Genomic DNA, 13,843 nt, shown 5'->3' with positions numbered 1-13,843 from the left:
TCTTTCCCGCCGACTTTCTGTAAAGTAAGAGTCAAACAGTAGCAAATAGCAACTATGTACGTGCTAATTGGTGGATCTGGTTTAGTAGGATTGAGCTTGGCGCAGAAATTGGTAGAACTAGGACATACCGTAGCTGTAATTGACATTGATCCTAATGCTTGTCGCTACGCACGTGAACAGGTGGGCGCAATGGCTTTTGAAGGTAGCGCCGTGAGTACGCAAATTTTATTAGAAGCTGGAATACGAAAAGCCAACGCCTTAGTTGCTGTGCTGCGAAGTGATGCTTTGAACTTAGCGATGGTAACTCTTGCTAAACATTACGGTGTTCCTCATATTGTGACTCGGATGCGTCATTCCGATTTCGCTGAACCTTTTCGTTTAGCGGGGGCTAATCATATTATCAGCACTGTGGAACTAGCGGTTTCCACAATGGTAAATGCTATTGAATACCCACTAGTAGAATCAATGATGCATTTTGAGCAAGGACAAATTGAAGTTTTAAAACTTTCCATTCCCAACAATTGCTATGTTGCAAATCGTAGCCTTGCCGAAATTGCTCAAGATTCTCGCTTTCCTACGGGTTCTTTAATTATTGGCTATCAAGCCCATCCCCTCGAAGATTTAACAATTCCTAACGGTAGTACAATTTTAGAACCTGGTTCAACAGTTTTAGTTGTCACTAAACCAGGCTCATTGCATCAAGTCATAGACTTTATGGAAGGTTGTAAGTAGTACGGCGAAATTAAAAATAACTGGCTGAGGCTGTCATTTTCCCTTAGTCATTCATTGGTAAGGATTTCAAGCTGATTTACAACCGATTTATTCCTCTTTTTAATTCATCCTTACAATGAAGCTTTACCCACGCTTTTATATAGTATTTGCTTTGATTTTTTTAGTATCTTGCACATCGCCAGATAGTCAAGCAAAATCGCCATCCACAACTACTTCATCACAAATATCGCAACAAGTAGTTACTTTAGATAAAAATTTTAAAATAGCAATGGGTCAAACTATTTATGTCCCTATTTATTCCCATATTTATCATAACGATGAACGGAAAGTTTTAGATTTAGCAGCCACATTAAGTATTCGGAATACAGATTTAAATAATCCCATAATTATTACTTCTGTTCGTTACTATGATTCCGATGGTAAATTAATTAAAAATTATTTAGATAAACCTATACAAATTAATGCTCTTGGTTCCACTGATTTTTTTGTCAACAGAACAGATACTAGTGGCGGTTCAGGAGCAAATTTTATTGTAGAGTGGGTATCCTCAAAAATAATTTCTGAGCCAATAGTCGAAGCAGTAATGATTGCAACTGAATTTCAGCAAGGAGTTTCTTTTGTAAGCCAAGGTAAGGTAATTAAAAACTTAAGAAACTCCCCAGTCACCTCTTCCAAATAAATTTATGATTTTCTCCAATGAAAATATTAATAAAAAAAGAGGCTATTTATAAATCATGGATGGTGCATTACAGCTAAATCTAATTGTCTCTAAGTCCCAAATCCTTACATAGCCGTCACACACCCTACTAGACTTTGATAATTACCAATTACCAATTACCAATTACCAAACTCAATCATCCTCCAATTGCAGCAATTGCTCATCAAGTTTCTTCAAGCGTTCATAAACTATTTCTTCTGAGAGAATTCGCTGACGAATAGCCTGATTGAGTGCCGCTTTTTCTGCTAAAAGTAATCGACGGCGAATAGCATCAAGTTTACTAGAGCTACCTCTTTTTTCCTCTAAATCATCCGCACGACGATTATATAATTCTCGTAATGTTTTTTCTGCACTTGCTACTTGCACTTGATAAGCTGCACGCATCTCTTCATGAACAGCTTTTGGTAATACCCCTGTTTTGAATAAAGTATCTAATTCATCCTGTGCTGCTTTAGCTGTAATTAATTGCGCTTGTAATTCTTCAACCTGTTGACGAGTTGCTGATACTTGAGACAGTTGCAACCGCTTGACTAACCACGGTAAACTTACTCCTTGCCCAACAACAGACAGCAATACTGTACCAAAGACTATAGCAATCAGCTGTTCTCGTCCTGGGATTGTGACGGGGATACTCAACGCCAACGCCATCGACAGCGAACCCTTAATATTGCCAAAAAACAGAACATGTTGCCAGCGCCAAGGTACTGGACGGTCAAACCAACGTACTATAGCTAAGAGTGGATAAACAGAAACTATGCGTGCTATTTGATAAGCTGCGATCGCTAATAGTACAGCAGGTAAGATTTGCCAAAGAGTTGTTAAGTTAACTTCTATACCAATTAATAAAAAAATAAAGCTATTAACACCAAAAGCTATAGATTCCCAAAAGCTTAGTAAGGTCAACCTTGTAGAAGCCGATACTTTACCTGAAAGACCTACACTGCCGACAATTAAGCCAGCAACAACTACAGCCACAACCCCAGAAACGCTAAAAGATTGCCCTAGTTGAAAAGCACCTAATGCTACAGCTACTGTGAGCAAAATACTACTCAGTGGTTCGTCTGCACGGACAAATAAACCTGTACTTAAATATCCCACAGCTAACCCTACTAAGCTGCCACCAACAACCACCACAAATAATTCTTGTAGTCCTGCAAGAAATGTGAGTGAACCAGCCTCATGCGCTTTGACAATTAAGCTAAATAAAACAAGTGCTACACCATCATTAAATAAACTCTCGCCCTCAACAATGGTTGACAAGCGCGAAGGGACAAGCACCTCCTTAAATACAGCAATCACCGATACTGTGTCTGTAATTGCCAAAATTACGCCTGCTAGTAGTGCAGCTGTCCAATTTAACCCCAATCCCCATTTTAAAAGTGCAGCTGTAACACCAGAAGCAATTACAATTCCTGGCCCAGCTAATAAAGAAATGGGCTTTATAGTGCTACGGAGGCGGCTAATATCAGTATTAATAGCTGCCTCGAATACTAGAATCGGCAGAAATAAATTTAAAATCAGGGAATCGTTTAAACCTATACGCTGTGGTAAAAGTTCTGTCAACGCTAAACCAGCTAGAACTAAACCTGCAACATAAGAAACGCGTAACCAACGCGATAGCAATGCTACAGCAGTGGCTACAAGCAGAAGAATAATTGAAACAGTGACTAATTGAGCAACACTCACTTAATAAATGCGGAATAAAGGGTTATATTTGACTCTGGGTAATTATGCAACTTAAATGCGTAACAGCTTATTTCTTAATATATTCCCTAATATCTTCAGCTATTACCCCAACACAAGATTCTGGTAAATCATTGCCAGCATGAGCAACCATTTTAAACTCAGAGTTAGGCAGCGATTGAGCATAAATTTGACTTTTAGCAATGGCTTCTGCCGTATCTTTTCCACCTTGTAAGATTAAAACCGGAAATTCAATTAAGGACAATTGATTTTGCAGTAATTCTGCTTCAACCTCTGGGGGTTTTCGATCAAATAACAATTGGCAACCTGTCGGATATTGCAACATTAAATTACGTAGCTGCAAATATTGTTGAACTTTTTCCTGCAAGCCCACAATTTTAATTAACGGACTCAGCAGTTTTAATACTTTAAATATAAATGGTGATAATTTTGCTACGCGCTGCATCCTCTGCCATTGCTTTTCTTGTTTTTCTATTTTTACACCTTCTGGTGATAGCAGCACTAAACCATGAACTTGTTCTGGATGCTTTAACGCATAGCTAGTAGCAATCCAACCTCCAAGAGAATGGCCGACTAAAAATACTTTTTCTAACTTTAAGGCTGTTAAAAACTCAGCTAAACATTCTACTTGCAAATCAATAGAGTAATGAATATTGGGATTATCTGATTCTCCAAATCCTAGTAAATCTGGTGCCAAGCAATGGAAATTATCAGATAACAAATCTATCAATGGTACCCATTGACTGCTATCGTTCCATGCACCATGTAATAAAATTACCGGAATACCTTGACCTGCTTCTCGCCAAAATAATAATCCTTGCGAGAGTTTTCTCCGGGAGTTACGAAATAACGTATCCATCTTAAATTTTAAAAGTTATAGCAATTATCACTTGATGATGTAACTAAATTTTGGCATGAAAAAATTGAGAACAGAGAACTGTCCCCGCAACACCGAAATTCTCATTACACTCAAGTGTAAACCGCTTTAAGTTGTAGCATAATTTAGCCAACAGTTCATAGCCATTAGTTATAGGGAACAAAATTTAGCAAAAAACTAATGACTAATGACAAACAAAATCTTGTTATGCCACTATTGTCAAACCATTCAAATAGTCTTGCAACTGCTGATGATGGTCATGAGACATTGGTTCTAGAGGTAGAGAGTCAGGAGAAAACGCTTGGATATCTGTGACTTCCAAAGTATCCTGAACCTCCATTTTTCCTTGTACTTCTGCTTCCACAGCAATACAAATTGAATGAATTCTCGGATCTCTGGTTGGCGAAGAATAAACTCCTACCAATCGGCGAATTTTCACCAAATCTAGTCCAGTTTCTTCTTGTAATTCCCGGCGAACTGTACTAGGAATATCTTCTCCCCAGTCCACCATACCTCCAGGCAAACTCCATCGGCCATTGTCACTTCTCCGAATCAGCACAATCCGACCATCAGGTAAAATCGGGATAATGCTGGTACCAGTAATGGGATGGCGAAATATCAGACCCAGTACTGTTTGTCCAATGCGCCATAAGTTACGTGTGGACTTGATAGCTATCGTAAACAAAGCAAGAACGTTCAATCTGCAAATGTTTTTATTGTATGCTATTTAGTTCTCACCACTTAACATAGATGTCTAAATATCAATTTATTGAGTTATGTATTATACAGCTATGTTGATGGTTTGAGATTTTATTCTAGCATTTACTCAATCCTAACATTACGTTTAAATATATCAACGTGTACATTTATACAAAAAATCATGAAAAAGATGTTTTAACTTTTTTGCTTTTATCTGTATTTATCATTTAAAATCACAAATAATAAACTCTTGACAATGATAAATATATATGTTCCGTCCTCTAGAATTTGATAAATTTAACTTTCAGAAAATATACTGCTGAATTCTATAGGAATCCGCTTTGATTCCTGAAATTATTTGCGTAGGGAGGGAACAGGGAACAGGGAACGGGGAACAGGGAAGAAGAAATAAAAGTGTACTTAGGTTTTTTCAAAAATCAAATATGAGTCCTATAGTTCATAAATACTAATTATATTTATCAAGTAGAGAAAAAATTGTCAGTAGACCTGGTTTTCCTGCCTCTGGAGTTCAATCAAATTTAATTTTGAAATCCTAAAACCCTGACGCAGAAAAAAATTTTGTGAAGGCAATACTTGAGTAAAGACAATTAGGCATACCTCTCAAGGATGATTTAAACGCAAATTCTGATTTGTTAAAAAAATATTTAATATTTAATTTGACTTAAATATGTTAAATACGCTATAATGATATGCTGTTCAAGCTTTGTGAATGGCTAGACTGGGCTAAAATTATATCAATAACAACGGTAGCTGATATGGCCTAGTGGCTTTTTTTTGTTGTTTATTTAATGAGGTGAACATGGCTAAGCGCCGTAACCCGAAAAAAGAAAAGGCGCTACGGAACCAGGCATATGCCAGAAAGTTTCGTAAACGAACTACTACAGGAAGAATGCAGAGAAGGTTCCAACAAAGACCACCTAAGAGTGAGGACGATGAGGGCGCAGCAGCAATTGATGCTGAGTAAGTCATCTAACAATATTCTTGCTCTGTGAATTTTGTAATTTTGGGCGTACATAACTTTGTACGCCCTTATTTATTAGGGTTTGGGGTTTGGGGTTTGGATTTTTTTTACTTATTCCCATTAAAATACTGCTCGGTTAAGGATTTTCAAATCGGAATTTAGTTTGGGGAAAAGGTGAAAGGGTAAAGGTTAAAGGTTTTTTCTTGCTCCTTTTCCCCTTCCCCTTTTGCCCTTAACCGACAAGTATTGATTCCCATTACCCTTATCCCCAGAGGGGGCACCGAGTTCCCCAATCCCCATTGCCCCTTATCCCCAGAGGGGGCACCGAGTTCCCCAGTCCCCAGTCCCTATTCCGCCATTTGCGCGCGGGCGGCTTGGATGGCGTTGCGGACTTGGGTAAAGCCTGTACCACCGTAACTGTTACGTGCAGCGACTACTTGACGAGGCGAGATTGCCTCATAAATATCGGCTGCAAATGCTGGATGGATTTGTTGCCATTCTTCTAAAGTTAAATCTTTGAGGAGTTTACCTGCGGCAATGCTGGTTTTTACCACTTTACCCACCATGTTATAGGCTTCACGGAAAGGTACACCTCTTGCAGCTAAGTAATCTGCTACATCTGTAGCATTAGAAAAGTCTTCTGCGACTGCTTCTGCTAAACGTTGAGGACGAAATTCTAAGCCCTCCCGCAGCAAAATTGTCATCGCTTCTAGGCAAGCTTTCACTGTGTTGACGCTATCAAATAAACCTTCTTTGTCTTCTTGTAAATCTTTGTTATATGCCAAGGGTAGCCCCTTCATAATCACCAGCATCCCTTGCAGATGACCAAATACACGCCCTGTTTTTCCTCTGACAAGTTCTGGCACATCAGGGTTTTTCTTTTGGGGCATGATGCTGGAACCTGTAGCACAGGTATCTTTGAGAGTCACAAAACGAAATTCCTCTGATGACCAAAGAATCACCTCTTCTGAAAGACGACTGAGGTGAACCATAATTAAACTAGCAGCACAGAGAAATTCGATCGCAAAATCGCGATCGCTCACACCATCAAGGCTGTTAGCATAAATCTGCTCAAAATTCAATAGTTCTGCTGTGTAGTGGCGATCGATGGGGAAAGTCGTTCCTGCTAAAGCACCACACCCTAAAGGTGAAATATTCACCCGGCGATAAACATCTCCTAGGCGTTCCCAATCACGTTGCGTCATCTGAAAGTATGCCAAGAGATGATGCGCTAAACTCAGGGGTTGGGCGCGTTGCAGGTGCGTATAGCCAGGAATTAGGGTTTCAACGTTTTTTTCGGCTATATTTAGTAAAACTGCTTGAAATTCTCGTAATTGGCTCTTGATTTGTTGGATTTGTTCACGCAGATAGAGCCTAGTATCAGTGCCAACTTGGTCATTACGCGATCGCGCAGTATGTAATTTTTTACCCACATCGCCAACAATCTCTGTTAATCGCCGTTCCACAGCAAAGTGGACATCTTCAGCATCAATACCCGGCTGAAACTTTCCTTGGCGATATTCTTGGCGAACCTGTTCTAAACCTGCAACTAGTTGCTCTCCTTCTGCTGGGGAAATGATACCAGTATGAGCTAGCATTTTGGCATGAGCTTGAGAGCCAGTAATATCGTATTCGATTAACTCAATATCGAAACTTATACTGGCATTAAAACGTGCGATCGCGGGATGTAACGCTGATTCAAATCGCTGGCTCCAAGTTTGTTGTTCGGTCATAAACGTAAAGGGTGGGAACGTACCACTTACGTGCTAATTAAAACCACAAAAGTCCTAACCTGAACTAATCCTAGCTTCAGTGCTGAGATTAATTTAGGTACGGACTTGAGGATTAATCAACCGTAACTAGTTAGATTCCGAATCATATAGCCAATGACCAAACCAATCAACAACGCCCAAATTTGGCCTGTCTTGACAAAGTGATTCCAACCATGCTGCATCTGTCCCAAAACATCTGGATCGGTAACGTTTTGAGCTAGCGTAGAACTCACAGGCAAACGCCAAAATAACTCAGATAGTAAATCACTGAAGTAATTCATACTGTGTGATCGAGAAGACTTTTATGTCATAACCTCTAGTTAGGGTAATGTCCAGTGAAGGGGATTGGGGACTGGGGACTGGGGACTGGGGATAAGGGGAAAGGGGAAGGGGGAAGGGGGAAAAGGTGAACAAATAACGGACACCAAACGCCAATTACCAATTACCAATCACCAATTACCAATCACCAATTACCAATTACCAATTACCAATTACCAATTACCCATGCCCAATGCCCAATGCCCAATGCCCAATGCCCCATAAATTGCCACTTATCCCTCAAATTTCAACTTTTGGGCTGTTCGCAAAATTTGCCCTGCTAAAACTGCTGCACCAAAGCCATTATCAATATTGACTACGCCGATTCCTGGGGCACAAGAGTTGAGCATTGTTAAGAGTGGTGCTAGTCCACCAAAACTGGCACCGTAGCCGATGCTGGTGGGAACAGCAATTACAGGACAATTGGCTAAACCTGCAACCACGCTAGGTAATGCGCCTTCCATACCCGCGACAACAATTAATACTGATGCTGACTCAATCAGGTGGCGATTATTCAACAAGCGGTGAATACCAGCAACACCAACATCCCAGAGACGCAATACCCGAAAACCAGCAAGTTCGGCTGTAACTGCGGCTTCTTCTGCAATGGGTAAATCAGCAGTTCCCGCCGACAAAATACCAATGACACCCTCAAACTGTGGTTCGAGTTCATCGGGAGTAATAGCAGCAATCCGCGCCATTTCGTAATATCGCAAACCTCTAACTTTCGATTGCAGTACAGCATAAACTGCTGGTTCAATCCGAGTAGCCATCACTACCGGATTGCGGTGACGCATCACTTCCATAATTTGAACAATCTGATCTGGAGTTTTGCCTAGTCCCCAAATTACTTCTGGGAACCCAGTTCTTAAACTGCGATGGTGATCGATTTTGGCAAAATCACCTACTTGTTCATAGGCTAAGTCTTTGAGAGAGTCTAATGCTCTATCTGGGGTAACGTTACCATGAGCCACTGCTTCTAAGAGCGATCGCAAAGCTTTCTCATTAGCCATTTGTGATGTTCTCCTTGGTCTTTTGTTATTTATCATTTGTCATGAGGTAGGGTGCGCTGTATGACAACGCACCCCACTAGAGCGATGGCTACGCCCGCCGCAGGCATCGCAAAGTTTTTTTATCGGTCATTGATCATGAGTTGGAAACAAATCACAAATGACCAATAATCAATGACTAATCTACAATTTTGATTTCATGAATGTTCCAGAATGCGCCACCAAGTCCAGAGTATTTAATACCTTCAAAGCGATTACGCACTGCTGACATTGAATAGGCATTCACCAAGTAAATAAATGGTAAATTCTCCTGAGTAATTCGTTGAGTCTCAGCGTAAATTGCTTTGCGTTTGGGTTCGTCTAATTCTCTAGCTGCTTTGATGTAAAGTTCACCAATTTCTGCTTCCCAAGGTGCTACTTCCCAACCTTTAATTGGTTTTTGTCCAGCTTGGGGTTTTTGATTAAACATATGTAATCCCCCTTCCGGAGACCAGACGTTAGCACCATCATTTGGTTCTAAACCACCTGTTAAACCTAATAAAGAAGCTTCCCAATCTAATGAATTAGAAAGTTTATCTGTGTATGTATTCCATGCCAGTGGCGTGAAGTCTACTGTAATCCCAATTTTGCTCAAATCTCGTTTAATTTGCGAGCCCACTGCTTCGCGAATCTTATTACCTGCATTCGTCAGCAAAGTGAAGCGTACATTGTTACCTTGAGAATCGATTAGCTGATTTTTTTCGTTGTATTTAAAGCCAGCTTTGAGTAACAACTGCTTGGCTTTATCTATATTGTAATTATAGACTTTTAACCCTTCTTGCGGTGAAAGATAATAAGGACTTTGTACAGAAATAGGTGAATTTTGAGGTTGACCTAAGCCACGAAATGTATTGTTGATCATTGTTTGTCGATCAATGGCATAGGCTACTGCTTGCCGAAACTCTACAGTATTAAACCAACGTGATTTTATAGGATCTATGAGAGGTTTACCATCTCTAGAACCCTTATTTAAGTTGAAGAGTATAAAAGTTGTACCAGAACCAGGCCCGCCATTATATATCTTGAAATTACCCTGGTCTTCTTGTACTTTTAACAACGAAAAGTATTCTGGTGACACACCAACAGTATCTAACCCACCAGAACGGAATTGCAGTAAAGATGTATCTGTGGATTCAACAATTTGCCAAATTATTCTTTCAATATAAGGTTGGGCTTTACCTTGAGCATCTTTGCGCCAATAATAGGGATTACGTCGAAAAACTATCCGTTGGCTAGTATCATATCTTTCTAATTTAAAAGGCCCGTTGACAATCAGTTGAGCTGGAGGTGTATCTACACTCCACTTTGATAGAAACTTTGGTTTACCTTCTTGGTCTTTTGTAGTTACTGATTCTCTCAATGCATGGGCTGGTAAAATTGGGTAACCTGTAGCACTACGTAAAAAAGGCGCAAACGGTTCTGGAACAGAAAATTCCACCCGACGATTATCAATTTTTCTGACAGTTGGTAGCTTACGACTTTCGCCAATTCTCATACCATCTCTGGCATCTGTAGGAATGGCTTCATTCAGATAAATTTCATTATAGGTAAACACTACATCATCTACTGTTAGTGGTTGCCCATCAGACCATTTAAGATTATCTCGCAGGGTAAAAACTATTTTTAATTTATCCTCAGAAATTTGCCAGGATTCTGCTAAAGCAGGCTCTACCTTTCCCGTCTCGTAACTTTCAGTAATTAAACCTTCATAAGTAAGTCCAAAAATATTCGGTGACTCGGAACTGAGAGCAAAGTTAAATGTTTTAGGATCGCTAAGAATACTAGTTACTAATTGGGGAACTTGAGCCGCATTTGTTTTAAAATTCGATGGATTACAAGCAGCTACTGTCAAGCCTGTTACTATGGCGATTATTATTAGTAGCCACAAGCGTCTTATTGTAGACCATATGTTAGCGAATAGCATAATTTTAATCATTGAATAGTAAGTCTAAGTATTTTGGGAATTGAGCCAATCTAGAAACTTTTGAGTATTATTTAAATACTTGATTCCATAATTATGCAAGATATTTCTAATTTCTGGTTTACCAAAGTCTTTGCTATTACCGCTTAAAAATACCTTGCTTTCTCTAGGATACAAATTTGCATGATGAATAATAGACTGCAAAATTAAGTTATCCATAATATCTTGTTTAATAAGTAATGTTTCTGGCTGTGTAATTACTGCTTGGGAAATATTACGAATTATTGTATTGTTTAAATTTATCACCTCTGCCTTTTGCAGAAGCATATCTATAGCATTAAAAAGACGAATCTGAATATCGTTGAGTAACAATTGATTCCAGATACGTGCCTGTTCTAAGTGAGCCAAGAAAATTTGAGCATTAGAAGAGGTTAAATCTCGTTTTGAGTTATTTATCTGTTTATCAATATTTTTTTCAAATTCTTGTACATAATATTTTTCTGTTTCCCACCTATTCAGGGCTTCAACATAACAAAAGTTTGGGATAACTATCCGAATGGATGAAGGTAAGGAACATAATAGATTTTCTGCCTCTAAATCTTGCCTTTTTGCAATTGCCATCAAAAAGTTAGTTTCAACGTAAAGTATTACCATCAAGATTTACCTGAGAATAAGAAATTCCTCCTGAATGAGCAATTACTACTTGTAGCTTTTTGCAATAATTCTATTGCTACTAAATTTTCTGAGTAGTTCCTCCTTGTAGTTTTTGCAATAAACCTATTGCTGCCAAATTGTCTGATGCTGGTGGCATTTCTGATTTCCAATGATATGCTAAGTCTCTCAACCAAGCTTCTACAAGGGTTTCTAAATATAGACCCAAGATTTTTCTGTCGCTAAATTCAGGATCGTAATGACTAAGTATATTAGCAGTTTTAATTGCGATTAAAGATTCAGACAAATTTTTACCATTCCATTTAAAAATCTCAATATCTCTGAGATTAACCAACATGAGAAACATTTCATCAACTAAAAATAAATGATTATTTTTAATTTCATTTTGCAGATATGAATTTAGTTGTGTAATAGCTTGCTGTTTGGCAACTTTCCCTTCTACCTCTGTACTTTTAACTTCAACTAATAAAACAATTTGTTCATCCTTGTCGAGGACAATAATATCAGCAACATAATTAGGAATTTGAAATTGTGCAGCTTCCATTGTCCTCATCTCCCAAATAGATTAATAATTTATTGATGCCGCTATAGCTTGCATATTCCTATGCTAGCTATTGACTACTCCTAAATATAAATTTCCGTTAATTAGCAGTGACTAACAACACAACAGCATAAGCGCATATACCTTCTTCACGCCCTACTGGGCCTAATTTTTCGTTGGTAGTAGCTTTAATACCAACTTGATTTGGTTGCAGTTCTAAAACAGCCGCTAACTTGTCGCGCATTGTCTCAATATGAGGTTTCAATTTTGGACGTTCTGCGACTACTACAGAATCAATATTGCCAATTTGCCAACCGCGATCGCGAATTAGCTGATGTACTTGGCTTAATAGCTCTAAACTATCTGCTCCTGCCCATTTGGGATCTGTAGGCGGAAAATAATGCCCAATATCCCCTAAAGATAGTGCGCCTAACATGGCATCCATAATCGCATGGGTGAGGACATCAGCATCACTATGTCCCAGTAAACCTAGTTCATGGGGAATTTTCACTCCTCCCAAAATCAAAGCGCGATCGCTTACTAGTCGATGAATATCGTAGCCGTTACCAATACGAATGTTTGTCATTTGTCGTTTGTCATTTGTCATTTGTCATTGGGCGTTTGCTCACAGGGAACAAAGAACAGGAAGTTGGGATTAATAGCATAGTTACTCTCCTTGCTTCCTCTGCTCCCCTGCTTCCTCTGCTCCCTTATCCCCAGTCCCCAGTCCCCATTGCCCCTTATCCCCAGAGGGGGCCCCGAGTTCCCCATTTCCCCTCTGTTGCTGCCATTTTTCCAGTAAATCTGGGCGGCGATCGCTTGTTCTTTGGATTTGTTGTTCGTAACGCCACTTGGCGATTGCAGCATGATTTCCTGAGAGTAAGACATCCGGCACTTTCCAGCCGCGAAAATTTGCTGGGCGGGTGTATTGGGGATAGTCTAATAAACCTTCCTCAAAACTCTCTGCTGTCAATGACTCTACCTTGCCGACAGTTCCGGGTAAAAGTCTCACAACGCCATTGAGCAAAGCCATTGCGGGAATTTCGCCACCTGTGAGAATAAAATCTCCTAAAGAGACTTCCCGGGTAACTAAATTGAGAACGCGATCGTCAACTCCTTCGTAATGCCCGCAAATCACAATTAATTGGTTATAATTTGTGGCTAATTCACGTAAAAGTGGTTGATTGATGGTTTGTCCTTGAGGACTCATCAAAATTACCTCTCTTTGCGGTAGAATCGGCAGCGACTCTACAGCGGCAAAAATGGGTTCTGGCTTCATTAGCATCCCCACTCCACCGCCATAGGGTTCATCGTCTACTTTTCGGTGCTTGTCAGTGGTGAAATCCCGAGGATTAATCAGATTGACTTGAGCAATCTGCTTGGCTAAGGCTTTAGCCAGCAATCCGGAATTTAAAACAGAGGTAAAACAGTCAGGAAAAAGCGTAACTATATCAAAGCGCACAGTTATTCGTATTCAAGAACACTAATCTTAAATTTGAATGTCGAAGAACAACAACAAGGTAATGTCTGCTAAAGCTACAGATAAGGTTTGTCAATAGTAACTAAAAGTACCAGAAAACTAAGCTCTTTCGTGAGATCAAAAGTTTTTCTAATTACTTAATTTATGTTTAAATATTGTCACAACTACATTTAAATTAATAATCTGTCCAAGTTAACAACTTCCAGGATGCATCGAGCCAGCCTCAGAAAACAGCTTGTCAAAACCTGCTCGCCCAACTCTAGGGCGCAGCGTAGCCTCCACTTAGCCCTACTCGCACTATTTTGCCAAACTAGCAAAAGTGGACAGGTAAACAACAAGGCGCTGGCTTTAGAGGATAAGGGACATAGGAAAACTGAG

15 protein-coding genes are annotated in these 13,843 nt (G+C 39.6%); 4 read left to right on the top strand and 11 right to left on the bottom strand.

The window, feature by feature from the left end; translation table 11 throughout:
• Window positions 1-54: 54 nt before the first annotated feature.
• Both HGR01_RS32045 and HGR01_RS32040 read left to right on the top strand, forming a co-directional pair.
• Window positions 55-732 (top strand): potassium channel family protein, encoded by a 678-nt coding sequence (locus HGR01_RS32045; RefSeq protein ID WP_045868224.1) that lies wholly within the window; start codon window positions 55-57, stop codon window positions 730-732.
• Window positions 733-847: 115 nt separating this feature from the next.
• Window positions 848-1,411, top strand: a complete 564-nt coding sequence (locus HGR01_RS32040; RefSeq protein ID WP_045868225.1) for a DUF3124 domain-containing protein — start codon at window positions 848-850, stop codon at window positions 1,409-1,411.
• A 171-nt stretch (window positions 1,412-1,582) separates the two neighbouring features.
• Here HGR01_RS32040 and HGR01_RS32035 read toward each other — a convergent pair whose 3' ends face one another.
• The 3 genes from HGR01_RS32035 to HGR01_RS32025 all read right to left on the bottom strand — a co-directional run bounded on the left by HGR01_RS32035 (window position 1,583) and on the right by HGR01_RS32025 (window position 4,731).
• Window positions 1,583-3,136, bottom strand: coding sequence for a Na+/H+ antiporter (locus HGR01_RS32035; RefSeq protein ID WP_045868226.1), 1,554 nt, complete (start codon window positions 3,134-3,136; stop codon window positions 1,583-1,585).
• Window positions 3,137-3,203: 67 nt separating this feature from the next.
• Window positions 3,204-4,013 (bottom strand): alpha/beta fold hydrolase, encoded by an 810-nt coding sequence (locus HGR01_RS32030; protein ID WP_045868227.1) that lies wholly within the window; start codon window positions 4,011-4,013, stop codon window positions 3,204-3,206.
• Window positions 4,014-4,236: 223 nt separating this feature from the next.
• The gene (locus HGR01_RS32025) at window positions 4,237-4,731 is read right to left on the bottom strand and encodes an NUDIX hydrolase (RefSeq protein ID WP_045868228.1); all 495 of its coding nucleotides are present in this window, start codon (window positions 4,729-4,731) and stop codon (window positions 4,237-4,239) included.
• 819 nt (window positions 4,732-5,550) lie between these two features.
• On the opposite strand from HGR01_RS32025, the gene HGR01_RS32020 reads away from it, so the two are divergent.
• Entirely contained in the window at window positions 5,551-5,715 is a 165-nt protein-coding gene (locus HGR01_RS32020) for a hypothetical protein (RefSeq protein WP_168160929.1), read from the top strand.
• Window positions 5,716-6,059: 344 nt separating this feature from the next.
• Here the strand turns inward: HGR01_RS32020 and argH are convergent, their stop codons facing one another.
• Window positions 6,060-7,445 carry an argininosuccinate lyase gene (gene argH / locus HGR01_RS32015; protein WP_045868229.1) on the bottom strand — a complete coding sequence of 462 codons (1,386 nt, stop codon included), beginning with the start codon at window positions 7,443-7,445 and terminating at the stop codon, window positions 6,060-6,062.
• Window positions 7,446-7,561: 116 nt separating this feature from the next.
• Window positions 7,562-7,765 carry a hypothetical protein gene (locus HGR01_RS32010; RefSeq protein WP_045868230.1) on the bottom strand — a complete coding sequence of 68 codons (204 nt, stop codon included), beginning with the start codon at window positions 7,763-7,765 and terminating at the stop codon, window positions 7,562-7,564.
• 64 nt (window positions 7,766-7,829) lie between these two features.
• On the opposite strand from HGR01_RS32010, the gene HGR01_RS32005 reads away from it, so the two are divergent.
• A complete protein-coding gene (locus tag HGR01_RS32005) occupies window positions 7,830-8,027 on the top strand; it encodes a hypothetical protein (RefSeq protein WP_155538985.1) in 198 nt (65 codons plus the stop codon).
• 8 nt (window positions 8,028-8,035) lie between these two features.
• Here HGR01_RS32005 and larB read toward each other — a convergent pair whose 3' ends face one another.
• The 6 genes from larB to trmD all read right to left on the bottom strand — a co-directional run bounded on the left by larB (window position 8,036) and on the right by trmD (window position 13,447).
• Entirely contained in the window at window positions 8,036-8,815 is a 780-nt protein-coding gene (larB, locus tag HGR01_RS32000; protein ID WP_045868231.1) for a nickel pincer cofactor biosynthesis protein LarB, read from the bottom strand.
• Between the two features lie 175 nt (window positions 8,816-8,990).
• Complete coding sequence (locus HGR01_RS31995; protein ID WP_045868888.1) at window positions 8,991-10,775, bottom strand: ABC transporter substrate-binding protein; 1,785 nt, start codon at window positions 10,773-10,775, stop codon at window positions 8,991-8,993.
• 24 nt (window positions 10,776-10,799) lie between these two features.
• Window positions 10,800-11,393, bottom strand: coding sequence for a PIN domain-containing protein (locus tag HGR01_RS31990; protein ID WP_045868889.1), 594 nt, complete (start codon window positions 11,391-11,393; stop codon window positions 10,800-10,802).
• Between the two features lie 112 nt (window positions 11,394-11,505).
• The gene (locus tag HGR01_RS31985; protein ID WP_045868232.1) at window positions 11,506-11,988 is read right to left on the bottom strand and encodes a type I restriction enzyme HsdR N-terminal domain-containing protein; all 483 of its coding nucleotides are present in this window, start codon (window positions 11,986-11,988) and stop codon (window positions 11,506-11,508) included.
• 97 nt (window positions 11,989-12,085) lie between these two features.
• Window positions 12,086-12,571, bottom strand: coding sequence for a 2-C-methyl-D-erythritol 2,4-cyclodiphosphate synthase (gene ispF, locus HGR01_RS31980; RefSeq protein ID WP_045868890.1), 486 nt, complete (start codon window positions 12,569-12,571; stop codon window positions 12,086-12,088).
• Between the two features lie 81 nt (window positions 12,572-12,652).
• Window positions 12,653-13,447, bottom strand: coding sequence for a tRNA (guanosine(37)-N1)-methyltransferase TrmD (gene trmD / locus HGR01_RS31975; RefSeq protein ID WP_081583893.1), 795 nt, complete (start codon window positions 13,445-13,447; stop codon window positions 12,653-12,655).
• Window positions 13,448-13,843: the final 396 nt, after the last annotated feature.

This window comes from Tolypothrix sp. PCC 7712, from assembly GCF_025860405.1.
GTDB lineage: Bacteria > Cyanobacteriota > Cyanobacteriia > Cyanobacteriales > Nostocaceae > Aulosira > Aulosira diplosiphon.
The sequence above is the reverse complement of the archived record's forward strand: the minus strand, read 5'-3'. Positions and strand labels throughout refer to the sequence as shown.